This is a genomic window from Sphingobacteruim zhuxiongii (genome assembly GCF_009557615.1).
Classification (GTDB): domain Bacteria; phylum Bacteroidota; class Bacteroidia; order Sphingobacteriales; family Sphingobacteriaceae; genus Sphingobacterium; species Sphingobacterium zhuxiongii.
This window is the reverse complement of the sequence record NZ_CP045652.1, coordinates 210,471-225,443: the sequence shown is the minus strand read 5'-3', so window position 1 is coordinate 225,443 and position 14,973 is coordinate 210,471. Positions and strand designations below refer to the sequence as shown.

Annotated in this window: 13 protein-coding genes; 7 read left to right on the top strand and 6 right to left on the bottom strand. The window is 39.9% G+C overall.

Annotated features, from left to right (window positions below; genetic code table 11):
- Nucleotides 1-87: 87 nt before the first annotated feature.
- Both GFH32_RS00975 and GFH32_RS00970 read left to right on the top strand, forming a co-directional pair.
- Nucleotides 88-906 carry a phytanoyl-CoA dioxygenase family protein gene (locus GFH32_RS00975; protein WP_153509303.1) on the top strand — a complete coding sequence of 273 codons (819 nt, stop codon included), beginning with the start codon at nt 88-90 and terminating at the stop codon, nt 904-906.
- A gap of 20 nt (nt 907-926) precedes the next feature.
- The gene (locus GFH32_RS00970) at nt 927-2,510 is read left to right on the top strand and encodes an alpha-amylase family glycosyl hydrolase (protein WP_153509302.1); all 1,584 of its coding nucleotides are present in this window, start codon (nt 927-929) and stop codon (nt 2,508-2,510) included.
- A gap of 7 nt (nt 2,511-2,517) precedes the next feature.
- Here the strand turns inward: GFH32_RS00970 and GFH32_RS00965 are convergent, their stop codons facing one another.
- The gene (locus tag GFH32_RS00965; protein ID WP_153509301.1) at nt 2,518-3,363 is read right to left on the bottom strand and encodes an AraC family transcriptional regulator; all 846 of its coding nucleotides are present in this window, start codon (nt 3,361-3,363) and stop codon (nt 2,518-2,520) included.
- Between the two features lie 121 nt (nt 3,364-3,484).
- Here GFH32_RS00965 and GFH32_RS00960 point away from each other — a divergent pair, with 121 nt between their 5' ends.
- The 4 genes from GFH32_RS00960 to GFH32_RS00945 are packed head-to-tail and all read left to right on the top strand — an operon-like array spanning nt 3,485 to nt 7,891.
- Nucleotides 3,485-4,609, top strand: coding sequence for an alpha/beta hydrolase (locus GFH32_RS00960; protein ID WP_153509300.1), 1,125 nt, complete (start codon nt 3,485-3,487; stop codon nt 4,607-4,609).
- A complete protein-coding gene (locus tag GFH32_RS00955; RefSeq protein ID WP_153509299.1) occupies nt 4,606-5,724 on the top strand; it encodes an alcohol dehydrogenase catalytic domain-containing protein in 1,119 nt (372 codons plus the stop codon). Before GFH32_RS00960 ends, GFH32_RS00955 begins: the two co-directional genes overlap by 4 nt.
- 5 nt (nt 5,725-5,729) lie before the next feature.
- Entirely contained in the window at nt 5,730-6,524 is a 795-nt protein-coding gene (locus tag GFH32_RS00950) for an alpha/beta hydrolase (protein ID WP_153509298.1), read from the top strand.
- Between the two features lie 26 nt (nt 6,525-6,550).
- Complete coding sequence (locus GFH32_RS00945; protein ID WP_153509297.1) at nt 6,551-7,891, top strand: MFS transporter; 1,341 nt, start codon at nt 6,551-6,553, stop codon at nt 7,889-7,891.
- A gap of 1 nt (nt 7,892) precedes the next feature.
- Here the strand turns inward: GFH32_RS00945 and GFH32_RS00940 are convergent, their stop codons facing one another.
- Nucleotides 7,893-8,903 (bottom strand): LacI family DNA-binding transcriptional regulator, encoded by a 1,011-nt coding sequence (locus tag GFH32_RS00940; RefSeq protein WP_153509296.1) that lies wholly within the window; start codon nt 8,901-8,903, stop codon nt 7,893-7,895.
- A gap of 148 nt (nt 8,904-9,051) precedes the next feature.
- A complete protein-coding gene (locus GFH32_RS00935; protein ID WP_153509295.1) occupies nt 9,052-9,333 on the bottom strand; it encodes a hypothetical protein in 282 nt (93 codons plus the stop codon).
- Nucleotides 9,334-9,653: 320 nt separating this feature from the next.
- Here GFH32_RS00935 and GFH32_RS00930 point away from each other — a divergent pair, with 320 nt between their 5' ends.
- Nucleotides 9,654-10,664 (top strand): nucleoside hydrolase, encoded by a 1,011-nt coding sequence (locus GFH32_RS00930; protein WP_153509294.1) that lies wholly within the window; start codon nt 9,654-9,656, stop codon nt 10,662-10,664.
- A 145-nt stretch (nt 10,665-10,809) separates the two neighbouring features.
- On the opposite strand, the gene GFH32_RS00925 is transcribed toward GFH32_RS00930, so the two are convergent.
- The 3 genes from GFH32_RS00925 to GFH32_RS00915 are packed head-to-tail and all read right to left on the bottom strand — an operon-like array spanning nt 10,810 to nt 14,965.
- Nucleotides 10,810-12,123 carry a DUF4302 domain-containing protein gene (locus GFH32_RS00925; protein WP_153509293.1) on the bottom strand — a complete coding sequence of 438 codons (1,314 nt, stop codon included), beginning with the start codon at nt 12,121-12,123 and terminating at the stop codon, nt 10,810-10,812.
- Nucleotides 12,124-12,125: 2 nt separating this feature from the next.
- Nucleotides 12,126-13,502 carry a substrate import-associated zinc metallohydrolase lipoprotein gene (locus GFH32_RS00920; protein WP_153509292.1) on the bottom strand — a complete coding sequence of 459 codons (1,377 nt, stop codon included), beginning with the start codon at nt 13,500-13,502 and terminating at the stop codon, nt 12,126-12,128.
- Between the two features lie 2 nt (nt 13,503-13,504).
- Nucleotides 13,505-14,965: a RagB/SusD family nutrient uptake outer membrane protein gene (locus tag GFH32_RS00915; protein WP_153509291.1), complete on the bottom strand. Its 1,461-nt coding sequence runs from the start codon at nt 14,963-14,965 to the stop codon at nt 13,505-13,507.
- Nucleotides 14,966-14,973 lie beyond the last annotated feature (8 nt).

Here is a 14,973-nt window from a genome sequence, read left to right as displayed (position 1 = left end):
TAATATAAACCATATAGTAGCCTAAATTCCCCCGAAACCTAATTCCGCTTCGACCGTAACTTTGGGTATAAACCAAAATTATAAATCATGAGCACAACAAAGAATCAAATCCTTGATCAGATAAAATCTGTCTCTGCAGAAGAGATTGCCGAATTTCAAAAAGATGGACATATCCTCATCCGCGACATACTCGACAAAGACACTGCCGCTTATTACCGCGACAAGATTGGCAACGCGGCAGCAAAGCATAATGAGGAAAAACGAAAACTTGAAGAAAGAGATACTTATGGGAAGGCCTTTTTGCAAATCATGAATCTTTGGCGTGTTGACGAAGAAGTAAAACGCTTCGTATTAGCGAAGCGTTTTGCACATATTGCCGCAGACCTTCTTGGCGTTGAAAATGTAAGGCTCTATCACGATCAAGCACTTTTTAAAGAACCTGGTGGCGGTCCCACACCTTGGCATCAAGATCAAAACTATTGGCCTCTTGACACCAATAACACGATTACCATGTGGATGCCTTTAGTCGATATTCCAAATCCAGAGATGGGTATGCTAACCTTTGCGACAGGATCGCATCAGCAGAATAATGTGTCTGAAGTAATTATCTCCGACGAATCAGAAAAAACATTTGCCGAATATGTTAAGGAGAATAATTTCCCCGTTGTTCATCCAGAATATATGAATGCTGGTGACGCTACATGGCATTATGGTTATACTATTCATAACGCCCCAGGTAACTCGTCGGATAAAATGCGTGCTGTAATGACCATCATTTATTACGCCGATGGCGCAAAAGTAACAGAACCAAAACATCAATGGCAAGAGAATGATCGACAACAGTGGTTAATGGGTAAAACGGTAGGTACAGCTGCAGACTCCGAAATCAATCCATTATTATTATAAAAGAAGAGGGGGGAACTGAAATGAAAGGACTACAACAATACTTCCTGCTGGCTGTATTCAGTGCAATTGGCTGGCTCAGCAGTTGTCAACAGCAGCAAATAAAAAAAGAAGACGTGCAAGATGAAGTAATCTACCATGTCTTTCAGCGCAGCTTCTTTGACAGCAATAATGATCAACATGGGGATCTACTTGGTCTTCAGCAGAAGTTAGACTATTTGCAAGAATTAGGTGTCACATCAATCCTATTGACTCCTTTATACGAATCAGTCTACTATCATAATTATTATTCGAGTGATTTTGAAAAAATCGATTCTACTTATGGTAGCAAGGATGAATACCTCGGCCTAGTGAAAGAACTCCATCGACGAGGGATGAAGCTTTATATGGACATGGAGACTCAATATGTCACAGAAGATCATCTCTGGTATAAAGATTCCTATGGCAACCCTAAATCGGCATTTTCCGACTATCTTCTCTATGATGATAAAGCACAATTAAAACCCTCAAGTATTGTTTTCGATCTCTATGATTTAAAAGGCTTTGATGGTAAACGTAAGAAAATTACCACCGTTAACCTACTTAATAAAGAAGTTATTAAATACAATAAGGAACTCTTCTCCTATTGGTTAGATCCCAATAAAGATGGAAATTTTGAGGACGGTGTAGACGGTTTTCGCTTGGATCATATGATGGATGACTTGGACAATAAGGGGCGTCTTACAAACCTATTTCGCGACTTCTGGGTACCCTTAATCGATACGTTAAAAGGTATTAACCCCAAAATCCATATTATGGCGGAACAAGCCGATTGGGGCTCATACGGAATAGATTATTTAACGAAAGCTAAGGTTGACTGGGTATTTGCATTCCGCATACAACAGGCTATCCGAAGTATGGACAAAGAGAAAATAACTGCATATGCAGATACCACTTTTCGCGATACTCCGAAAGGCAATAACCAAATTGTTTTTGTTGAGAATCATGATATCCCTCGCTTTTCAACGGCTGTTAAGCAAGACAAAGGAAAAGAAAAAGTTGGCGCCTCATTAAACTTACTTATCGGCGGTGTACCTTCTATTTACTACGGGCAAGAAATAGGTATGCTGGGCGATAGCTTCTTTGGAAAGTATGGTGGTATCACAGATGCAAATGAAATACCGTATAGAGAAGCCTTCGAATGGAAAAAAGACAAGGATAGCCCAGGCATGGCATACTGGTATAAAAACTCCGGCCCTTGGTGGGATACTAGCACGGTTAAAAGTAACGATGGCATTTCAGTTGAAGAACAAGAATCTGATCCAAATTCTTTATTATCGACCTATAGAAATCTATTAAAGCTCCGTAAAGCCTATCCTGTACTAATTAGCGGCTCTTATCAGTCTTTCACAAATGACAATCCAAGCATAGTTAGTTTCCTAAGAGATAATGGTAAAGAAAAAGCGATGATTCTCATCAACTTATCTCCAGAAGCAACGACACTACAAATCCCCGTTGATAAACAGCAGGCAAAATTAGTCTATGGAGAAAACACAGGTTCCGCTAAACAGGGCAAACAAGAAATTAACATTCAGGGATATCAAACCCAGGTATGGCTATTGAAGTAGCACCTTCTTATTCCATAAACTGTTTTCGATAAGCTAGGGGGCTCATGCCCATTTTTCCACGAAACGTTTTATAGAAATAAGACATATCATTAAAGCCAGAAGCTAACGCTATAGCACTGATCGTGTCATCTGTATGCAGCAACTGTTGAACTGCAAAGTTCATTCTATACTGTACGAGCATCTCGACAAAAGTCTTGCGCGTTAGCTTCTTGAAATATTTACAAAATGCATTAGGCGTCAAATTGGCAACATTCGCAACATCGTCTAGGCTAATATCGTTCTTGAAATTCTCAACAATGTAGGCCATTACAACATTGATGCGATTGCTATCGTTTTGGCTATCGGCATTATTTTCCAATGCGCCAATATCGATAGTCTCGTATTTTTGACGACAAAGCTCATTCAGCAAATCCAAAAAATGAAGTACTCGTTCTACTCCTTCAGACTTTCGAAGACGTAAAATATACTTTGTCATCATTTTAGGATGTAGAAAACTAAGGCCGGCTTGACTTTCTTTTAGCAGTGCATTAATGTTGGCAAACTCAGGTTTATCAAAAAAATCCGCTCCTAAGAAATCGTGTGTAAATTGAATAACGACAGCACTCGCTTTAATGTCTGGTTGATCCAACTTCCAACAGTGTGGTTGATTTGGGCCAATTAATACAAAATCACCGTCACTAAAGTCATCCAAACGATTTCCTACGTAGCGCTTCCCTTTTCCATGGACGATATACGTAAGTTCATATTCGGGATGATAGTGATAGGGTGCAAAAAAAGCCTCATGGCCAAAGGCTCTGATCAGGAAGGATTCCTGCAAACCACTTTGTAATATTTCCGGCTTCGCTTTGAGCATAAATTGGACTTTATATGCATTAAGTTAACTGAATTTTCCAATATAAGCCATATTTAGAATAAAATAACAGCGTGCTAGCTGAAGAAAAACAAATAAATTAGTGTAACCGTTATAAACAACAATGAATAAACTGATCTCAATCCTTCTGTTGACTGTGATTGCCTTTTCTGCGAATTCACAGGAAGCCAAGTTGACTATCCGCGTCATTGCACCGCCAACTACGCCAGCGCAAGATTCTATTCGACCAATTGGAAACCAAGGGGTTTGGGGCTTCTGGATCTATCCCAAAAGCAAATCACTAAAGTCAAAAGGAAACAACGTATGGGAAGAAAGTTATACGTTTCCCCTAAACAGCCAACTTGAATTTAAAATTACCCGGGGATCATATTATGAAGAGGCATTGTACAACGGCAACGGACAGAGTGCACAGCCTGTTAAACTCACATTAACAAAAGACACCACAATAACCCTGAGCCCGAGCAATTGGAATGATATTTATCAACGCAGCATCGTGGGAGACGTTCGTTATCATCATAATTTCGCAAGCAGCTATTTACGTAATACACGAAATGTTGTGGTTTGGCTTCCTCCCAGCTATTTTAAAGAAAAAAACAAAAACTATCCCGTTTTATATGCCAACGATGGACAGAACTTATTTGATCATACGAACCTCAGTGGAAGTGAATGGCGTATGGATGAAATAGCTGACAGTATGATGCGAAAAGGAGACATTGAGGAGTTTATTTTGGTTGGTGTCGCAAATACAAAAGATCGCTGGGTAGAATACAACGGCACGCCAGAAGGAGAACGCTATTTGCAGTTTTTGGCCACAGAACTAAAACCCTTTATCGACAAAACATATCGGACGAAACCTGATCGGGAGAATACCGCTATAATCGGCTCCTCGATGGGTGGATTAATTTCCTTTTATGCCTTATACAAATACCCTGAGGTATTTTCCAAAGCAGCTTGTTTATCTTCTGGTTTCTTCTTCGACGACGGAAAAATCGTAGATCTTCTAAAAAAAGACCTCAAGCCATTAGAAAATAGTGCAGTCTATTTAGATTGTGGAGGTAAAGATCTAGATTTCGACTTCCTACCTAGCAACCAAGAGGTAAACAGCATATTGGCGAAGGATAAAAAAATCAGACTGAAATATGAAGAATTTCCAAACGATCCACATAATGAAGTAGCTTGGTCTAAAAGACTACATATTCCTTATAAATTCTTATTTTCTAAAAAATGATGATGACATGTAATGCTGCGATCACAGATGGTCAAGGGAAATTTTTTATTGATCAAATTCAAGTAGCTGAGCCAGAAGCAGACGAAGTATTAGTTAGAATAATGGCCGCCGGTCTCTGTCATACCGACTACGATTCATTGACCTGGAACAAACCTTTGGTCTTAGGCCACGAAGGCGCCGGAATTGTATATCAAGTCGGCTCAAATGTCACCCATGTACAAGTAAATGATCGGGTATTACTCAACTGGGCGATTCCATGTTTGCATTGTTTCCAATGCCAGTTGGGCAACTATCATATTTGTGAAAATACGTCTCCAGTAACCGGTCAGGGGCATAATAGTCAACTCGGACACGCACATCCAAAGGGAACACTTTGGAAAGGTAGCCCTCTCGCTCGTTCATTTCATATCGGGACAATATCAGAATACAGTTTGGTTAAGGTGGCAGCAGTAACAAAAGTGCATACGGATAAGCTACCGCATGAATGTGCTGCAATTATTGGTTGCGGAGTCATGACTGGATATGGATCTGTTGTCAATGCAGGCCAAGTTAAAGAGGGCAGCAATGTTGTCGTCTTAGGCACCGGTGGAGTTGGTTTAAGTGTTATTCAGGCCGCCAAGATAACTAAAGCTAGCATGATTATCGCGATCGATATTAACCCGAATCGTTTAGTGATGGCGAAGCAATTCGGAGCCACTCATTGCTTACAAGCTGATCCGCAAGATCAAGGCCTATTAAACATCGCGCAAGAAGTTAAAAACCTCTGCGGAGGACGCGGTGCAGATTATGCTTTTGAATGTACAGCGAGACCTGAGCTTGGGGCAGCACCTTTGGCAATGATCCGTAATGCGGGAACCGCAGTACAAGTCAGCGGAATCGAACAAGAAATCCCTTTCGATATGAACTTATTCGAATGGGATAAATTGTATTTGAATCCACTTTATGGGAAATGTAATCCCGCTCGCGACTTCGACCGCATCATTGATCACTATTTAGCAGGAGAGCTACAATTAAACGAAATGATTACGGCTCGTTATTCTTTAAAACAGTTGCCACAAGCATTCGACGACATGTTAGCCGGGAAAAATGCTAAAGGTGTCATCATATTTGATTAAAACCGATGGAGAAAAAATTTAGATCATTCGAACAATCTGATCCAAGCTATGGCTTTAAAAATCTTCGATTTGTAACGATTAAATCCGACAATCTCCATGGGCGTGGCGACATCTGCCTTTATATTCCTGACAATTGTCCGAGTGATGCCCCTGTTGTCATTCTATTACATGGAGTTTATGGTAGTGCGTGGAGCTGGGCGCTTTCCTCTGGCGTACACGAGCAAGTAGATCAAGCGATTTCAGCTGGTCTAATAAAACCGCTCATACTCGTTATGCCCTCCGATGGATTGTGGGGAGATGGCTCCGGTTATATGAAACAGAAAAAGCAAGATTTTGAACAATGGATTGTCGAAGAAGTTATTGAAGCAACGCGACAAATAGCAACAGAACAAGTCACAGAGGCTTCCAAATTCTTTATTGCAGGCCTTTCCATGGGGGGATATGGTGCAATACGTCTTGGCGCTCGTCATCCCAACCTGTTTACATCATTCTCAGGACTTTCTTCCATAACGGACATTTCAGATTTCTCGTTGTTTGTAGAAGAGAGCCTTTCGAATTATCAAATGGATACAGAACTATCCCTTATAGATACTATTGTAGCTAACCGAGCTGGTATTCCATTCTTTCGTTTTGATTGTGGAAGAGATGATCTTCTGATAGAGCAAAACAGAAAACTACATAAACAGCTATTGGAAGCCAATATTGCACATGTATACCAAGAATATGAAGGTGGACATAGCTGGGATTATTGGAAAAATAATGTGATGAAAACGATATTATTTTTTAATTTACGTTTCTAAACACCGATTTTTAAACGAAACTAAACATGCAACAACCTTTAAAACGCTCTAAGCCAAGGCTGAGCCGTGCTCAAATTTTTAATATGAGCTTCGGATTCTTTGGTATACAGTTCGGCTTCGCTCTACAAACAGGGAATGCCTCTCGCATACTTCAAACTTTTGGTGCCGATGTAGAGCATCTCTCACTATTTTGGTTAGTTGCCCCTTTATCTGGAATGTTAATACAGCCAATAATTGGCTATTTCTCGGATAAAACATGGACACGATTAGGGCGACGCAGACCTTTCTTTTTAGGAGGGGCACTCGTTGCCGCTGCAGCATTAGCACTAATGCCAAACGCATCTGTCTTAGCACTGTTAATCCCCCCGCTACTTATTGGAGCAGGGATGTTAATGATTATGGATGTCGCTTTTAATGTTTCTATGGAGCCGTTCCGAGCCTTAGTTGCAGATAATTTGCCCAAGGAACAACATGGATATGGCTATGCCGTCCAGACCTTCTTAATCGGGGCTGGTGCAATTATTGGTTCCTTTTTACCCTATGTACTTTCCACATACTTCGGGGTTTCAAAAGTGGCAGAGCAAGGGCATGTTCCAGATAATGTAATCTGGTCATTTTATGCTGGAGCGATCGTACTTGTTCTCTCCCTGTTGTGGACAGTCATTACCACTAAAGAGTATACAGCAGAGGAACTTCAATCTTTTGAAGAGCATCAGGAGGAAGAAGAAACGGCAAGTCACAACTTCTTCTCGATCTTTCGCGATTTTAAGAACATGCCTCAAGCGATGAAGCAATTAGGGTTAGTTCAGTTCTTTTCTTGGTTTGCATTATTTTCAATGTGGGTTTTTACCACTCCCGCAATCGCTCAACATATCTATCATTTGCCCGCAACGGACACCGCATCTTCTGCATATGCAGATGCCGGAAATCTAACTGGTGTACTTTTTGGAGTCTACAATTTGGTGGCAACCGTTTTTGCGCTATTACTGCCGAAACTTTATCAGGCTATTGGCAAAAAGAAAACGCATATGATTGCACTTGCCACTTCAGGATTAGGATTGATTTCAATTTTATTCATTCAAAACCCGAATTTACTCTATATTCCAATGATTGCGGTCGGAATTGCTTGGGCAAGCATACTTGCTACTCCCTACTCTATGCTTTCAGGTGTGGTACCAGCTAAGAAAATGGGTTTGTATATGGGCTTATTTAACTTCTTTATTACCCTCCCACAATTAGTCAATGGTGTTCTGGGAACGGTTCTGGTAAAATATGTTTTTCAACATCAAGCGGTTTATTGTCTGACGATGGCTGGTGTATTTATGTTATTGGCGGCCGTTTCAACACGTAGCGTGAAGGCCGTTTAGGTTAGCCCTGAGTGGAATTCCGAACGACAAGATCTGACTGCATAATAACGTATTTTTCATTTTCCGATAATGCATCTCCAGAAAGCTGTTTCAACAAAGTTGCAGCAGCTTTTTCACCAATCTGCACCGCGGGTTGGCGCACTACAGAAAGTGGTGGATGAAGTAATCCTGCGATTTCCAAACTCGAGAATGCGATTACTTTTAAATCTTGTGGAATCTTTAGCCCCATGCGTCTGCAAACATAGTATGTTGAGAATGCAAGTCGCTCCACGGAAGCAAGGATTCCGTCGGGCTCCTGCTTACGGATTGCTGTTTCAATAATCTCACTATTCTCATCGTAGGAATTGGAGCAGTCTACAACCAAGCGTTTACGCAATGGGATTTTATATTTTTTCAACGCATCTTCATACCCTTGCATACGCGTCTTACCAATCGAAAGCTCCTTGTTAATAACAAGATAAGCAATTCGCTGACATCCATTTTTAATCAAATGTTCCGTGGCAGTAAAACTACTATGATAATCATCCGTTACAATCTTAGGTAGATCGATGTCATCATAAATACGATCAAAAAGTACAATGGGTAGATGCTCGTAGTTAATTTGCTCCAAATAGCTATGGTCAGTCGACTCTCCAGAAGCCGACATAATAACACCATCCACACGACCGTTGGCTAAACTACGTATGAATTCGCGTTCTTTGCTAATGTCGTCATCGGTAACAAAGATTAGTATATGATACCCTTGCTTTTTCGCTTCTTTTTCAACACCCTGAATGATCTGGGTAAAATAGTTATTCGCTAGTTCCGGAAGTACAACCGCTATAGTTTTGCTTTTCTGTTCTCGTAGATTACTGGCGTAGTGGTTGGGTTGATAATTCAATTCCTTAGCCACTTTTAGAATACGCTCTTTGGTCTTTGGATTGATATCACTACTATCCCGAAAGGCGCGAGACACCGTCGATTTCGAAAGGTTTAACACCTTCGCTAATTGGATAATATCAATCTTTGCCATTCTAGCGTATTTCTAAATCTAAATACTGCGATTCTCTAAGTTGTGATTCCTCCGGAGAATTGAGAGTGTGCTAATATAGCAAATTTGAGTACGTACTATACAAGGAATTTATTGAAATATTTGCTTTGTAAATCCGTGTAGACTGAACCTACAGATTTGACCAAAGGTAGCCAAAAGCAAAGAGCGTCTGTAAGACTACGAAAAGCTTATTTAACACACCGTTCCTTCTTGAAAAAACAATTAAAGAAAATAAAGTCGCAATAAAGAATATGATATCCCAATAGAAATGTCCGAATATTGGAATTTTGCTAAACTGTTCCTTTGCGGCTTCAAAAGAAGTGAAAAATTGACCACAGTAAATCCAATAACCATAATATGTTAAGTTCAAAATTAAAGAGACATAAGCCAACATCTTTTTACTGTCTTGCATATTTAAGGATTGCTTATACCTAAAAATAGCAATGATTTTCCAATTTAGCTATACATTACCTATAACGCGCTAGTAGTAATCTTCGTCCTACCCTAGCCGTACCAAGCTCGTATTTGTTTGAAATTAAAGGGCTGAGGCACGAACAAGCTACGACGGAAAATTATTCAAAATCCACGGCTATCCCACATCTGACTTCCGGAAACATTCTTGGTCAATTGTGTTCGGTATTTTCGACTTATGAACGGTCAAATTCGTTCAAGCGAATTATCGACATAATTTTAGCTAACTTTAGACTAAGGTAAACCTAACTTATTCCATCAATGAGCCTAACGCTAAAAAAATTATCCATCGCTATTGCATTGGCCATTTCGCTGCCAACTATGACCAGTGCTCAACAAAAGATAAAGAAACCTGTTAAGGTTATTTTTGACACCGACATGGGGCCTGATTACGACGATATAGGCGCTATCGCGCTGCTCCATGCTTTGGCGGATCAAAATGAGCTAGAAATATTGGCGACAGTGGCTAGCGATGCACATGTGGACATCGCACCAACCATAGCACTTTATAATCGCTATTTCAACAAACCCCATATTCCCGTGGGAGAGGCTGATAAAACACTTGCACCTTCCTTTACAGCGAAAACAAACTGGAATGATGTGCTCATCAAGCGGTTTGACAGCGATTTGAAAAATCAAACATTCCCAGCTGCAGTTGACGTTTACCGCGAAGTCCTCGCCAAGCAGCCCGATAACTCCGTGACGATTATTACGGTTGGTTTTATGACTAATCTAGCCCAACTACTGAAATCAACAGCCGATCAACATTCCAATTTGAATGGTATGGATTTAGTGAAAAAGAAGGTCAAAAACTGGGTTGCAATGGCAGCGGCATTTCCTCAAGGAAAAGAATTCAATGTTTTTAAAGACTCCGTTTCATCCTATTACGTCTTTCAACATTTTCCGAAACCAATTTTATTTAGCGGCTTCGAAATTGGAGACAAAATAAAGAGCGGTGCAAAAATTGCTAGCAAAAATGACCAAAATAGCCCTGTTTCTGTAGGCTATAAGCTCAATTTGGATCAATACGGAGAAAAACCTGTCAAGAACAGAAGTTCCTGGGATCAGACGGCTGTATTAATTGCTGCACGCAATCCAGAAGATTATTTTTATCTGAGTGGTAAAGGGAAAATCGATGTGGCGAAAGACGGTTCGAATATTTGGATACCGGACGATAAGGGTAATCATCAATTTATTATTCATAAATATCCATATCAAAAAATCGAAGAAATTATCGAAGAATTGATGATGCATCAGCCAAAGAAAAAATAGGAAAGGCTGCCAAATGGCAGCCTCTCTTTTTGCATGAATGATTAGGGAATAAAAAATTGTTCAATCAAACAATTGCTGTTTAATTATGGTCGTGGACCTTCTGAATTTGAATTAGGAATATTATCGCTAGGTAACGGCACTAACATTAAATTGGAAACCCATAGATCAAATCGTTTGGATTCGTCGTAGATCTCCAACCTATCGCTGGAGGACCATCTGTAGTTGGTACCCATTCGAGTTTAAAAGATTTATTATTTAATAAATAGTCTTCAAACTCCCGAAGAGCGCTGCGTCTGACATCCCAATTTCCAGTAGTATTTCCCGAAGGATTTGAAATGGTTATTACTCCGTTACTTATCGTATAATCTACAATCATTGTCGCAGTAAAATCCGCGGATGAAGTATAATGTACGTTGACCGACATCTTCGTTCTAGAGTCCATTTTTAGCGTGAAATATCTAAACTTCACTGTTCCAAATTTTGTCGTAATACCACTTAGAATTTTGTCAAAAGTTGTCTGCTGAGTAATCTTAGGCATTGTATTCGTATTACCGATCGATCCGAAAGTTTTAATCGATTTATCAAAACCGTATATCATTTCCAACGGTAAAGTTGCTGTAACATCATAGGCAATATTAAATTCCTTATTGTCTATTGACTTCACGGCATACTTGTCGGCCTTTATTCCTATCGATTTCAACATCACTCCATTGACCTCTACTCCTTTAACAAATTCAACCCCGTCAATTGAGTAGCTATAATAGCCATTGATAATTTCGGATTTCCCATCGCTCGTGATGTGTATCAATGTTACCATTTTTGAAGACCGATTAATTGAAACGTTATACTTCTTCCCATTGATATCAACCACTTGACTACTTAGCAGGCCAAGATCTTGTGTTATTTTTTGAATTGTCTTTAGGTAATCCGCAGCCTCAAACTTCTTTTTCTCAGCTTCACTTGCCTTAACAAGCACTAGTGGCTCATCAAATTTTCTACCTTGGAAAACAATCGAGTCTCCCCTCATATATCTGTACTCAAACTCAACATCACTACCTAATCCAACACCATTCTTTCCTCCATTTACGGCACCGTTAGGGTCTTGTAGCGTAGTAATGTAGCTGTATGTATCAAACACTAATGTCGCAGCCATAATTTGGCGTACGCGGTAGGTTGATTCTTTCGATGTGATCGCTGCATCATCATTGATATCAGCATACATTTTCAGACGATCATTCTCCGCAAAAGTCATGTAAAAACCAAATTCCTTCCCAACATCTGTTGAGACATAGGCCTTCCAACCATTGGGCGCATCAACTAACGCACTCTTTACCATGTTAATGGTATCATTTATTCTTTCTTTAGGATCACCATTGATTAATTCGACATCATTACTTTTTGTACAACTGAATAAAAAAGCAAAGCAGAATAGGGCGATATAATAGATTATACTTTTCATTTTTATTTGAAGTTTAGTTGTCCATAAATTGTGTTCGCACTGTTCTTGACATCAATCAAACCACCATATTTCTTGTAATTTTCTAGAATATTTGGATCCGCGTCACCAGCCATATAATCATACTTGAAAGAGGTACTCTTAAAGTAGTCAATAATTGGATTCACATCGGAAACGATATATCCGAATTTTGCATAATCATAAGGATTGCCAGTACCCTGAGTTGCAGCTAACGCGAACGAGAAAACATCATTATTTGTCGTTATGGTGAAATCATAGCTCGCAGTCCAAATATTGGTTGTTGACGCATCAGTAGCGAAAAGCACATCCAAGGTAGCTTTTCCCGCATCTATAAATCGAAGATTTAAACCCCTTACAACATAGTTTCCGACACCGTTTAATACCGCCTCTGTAATGTTGCTCTGTTTTGCAGATACCCCTCTCGATAATGCCCATGGTTGGCGAGAATCTAGATTGATTGACTTAATAAAACCTTTTGAAACAGCTGTTGAAAACTTAAAATCTCTGGAACCGTATTTCTCCTCCATCGTTTTCTGAAACTCTCGCTGAATATCTACTAATTCCATCCCAAAGTTGCGTTGAACATAATCACGTACAACCGCTTCTTTCGCTTTTAATCTAGAATTTCCGAGTTCGCCTGAGTTTGCAGAATAGGAATCATAATAGGCTTGTCCGTCCGTAATTAGCGTTGACATTACTTCCGCAAAGTCTTCGCCGACATTCTTTCTGGCGTAGGGAGAAATAAAACCTAACTCTCTACTTATCTTAACCGAGTTTTGAGTCGTGTTAGTCCAGTTTGCGTAATAGTCTCCGATTGTTATTAACAAAAAGTCTTCTGGAATCATTCGAGTTTGATTGAGGATATGCACAAACTCGTGATGAATAGTTCCTAGATTTCCCATTACTGAGGATACACTGTTAACATTCAGGTTATTCAAACCATACAAGGTAACACGACGACCTCCATCTGCAGTTCCAGCAACTACGGAACCATCTGTTTCGTAATTTCCGCTACCAAATAGCGCGAATTGCTTCGGCGTGTAGGTCTTCATAAAGGTTGCTCCTCCTACATTTTTATATACGTCCAAGAAACCATCGATTACCACTTGCATTTGAGGCTGCACCTTCGCTTCATCAGGCGGCGAGATATTCTTATTCACATCGTGCATATTGCGTTGGTAACGATAAATCACCTCAATATTATAAGGATCGGTTAGATTCGTTGAAATCCATTTATCCAATTCTCCCGCTGTAAATTCATCGGGGTTTTCAATTTTATAATTGAGCTTATCTTCTTTGTTACATCCTTGAAAAGTGTATGCAACAGCTAAAGCGACTAGTATTTTATATATGCTTTTCATGATTATCTAGGATTTTGTTCAAGACCTGACAACTTGGTTTCTTGCGGGATTTGGAATACGCGACGTTTATCATCGGGCCCCAATTCGATAAACGATTCATTCCCTTGGTCATCGATAACGATATGCTTAACTGGCAAACGATGTCTTATGATGTCGAACCAGCGCATCCCCTCTTGCATAAATACCACGCGTTTAAATTCCAACACTGTGTTTATGAGGGCTTTTTTGGGATCTGTTACTTCGAAATGCGCCTGTGCTTTTGCCAATGTCACTTCATGAGCCGTAGGGTTGTACCGATCGATACGATTACTAGCAAGTAAATTTAAATCGGCAATAGCCTTTGCGTTTTGTCCTAATTGTGCGTATGCCTCTGCGCGGTTCATCAAGGCTTCATCAGAAGTAAATGTAGGCACCATCAGCATAGGGAATCCAGTATTTGCCGCTGCGTCCGTAATGTAGAAAAACTCCTTCCAAACATATGTTGTATAGTGTGGAGTTCCGTAAGAAAGACCAAAGTTGTAGAATTGTTGTCCTGCTGCAGTTATTCCGTTCAGTACCTTTTGAAACACATTTACGCCCATCCCATGTCTTACAGAACTAAAACGTTGGTAAGTACTGTAGGTCTCACTCAACATCAGGTTGTAAGGTTGGTCCGCTTTCGTATAAACGATATTAACCTCATTAAATCCTAATGTCTTAAAGGTTGTATTGTAAGGTCTCAATTTTCCTGCAAAGTTTCCTCCTGCAAATATGGCGTTGGCATGATCGACAACTTTTTGCCATTGGCCTGTGAAAAGATAAAATCTTGCGGCGAAAGCATTGGCAGATTCTGGCGTAAAATGATACTTGGGCACTTCCCACTTACCGCCTTTTAACAAGGGTAAACCCTCTTCTAAATCCTTGCGAATATTTTCATAAACTGAAGCTACTGTTCCTCGTTCATATTGTTTAATCACAACATTTTCAGGCTCTGTCACATATGGTACACCAGGACTACTGTTGTCGCCTCCGATTTGATAGGCTTGTGAATATAAGGTGACTAACATAAAGTGCGCATATGCGCGAGCAACGAGCGCTTCTCCTTTATAGGGTAATACATCTTCTCCAAAATTACCTTCTTCAATCGCTTTCAACGCATGATTTGCAACCGAAATCGCCTCATAACACTTGTTCCAGTAATCCGTCGGTGTATTTGTTCCGTTATCATTGATATCTTGCCAATTGTAAAAATTGGTAATCATTTGCTCTAAACTCCCAACACCCTTATCTTCAACATTATCGGAATAAACCTCTGTCATTAACAAGTGATTTGCACTTGGGTAGGCCGAAGCAACTAATCTTTTCAAATTTTCTACGGAATTAATTTCCGCACGCATGTCTGGGTTCTTATCTAGAAACTTGCTACAGCTAGAAAGTCCTACTGAACACGCTAATAAAACATATAATAAGTTCTTAATTTTCATAATTGTAG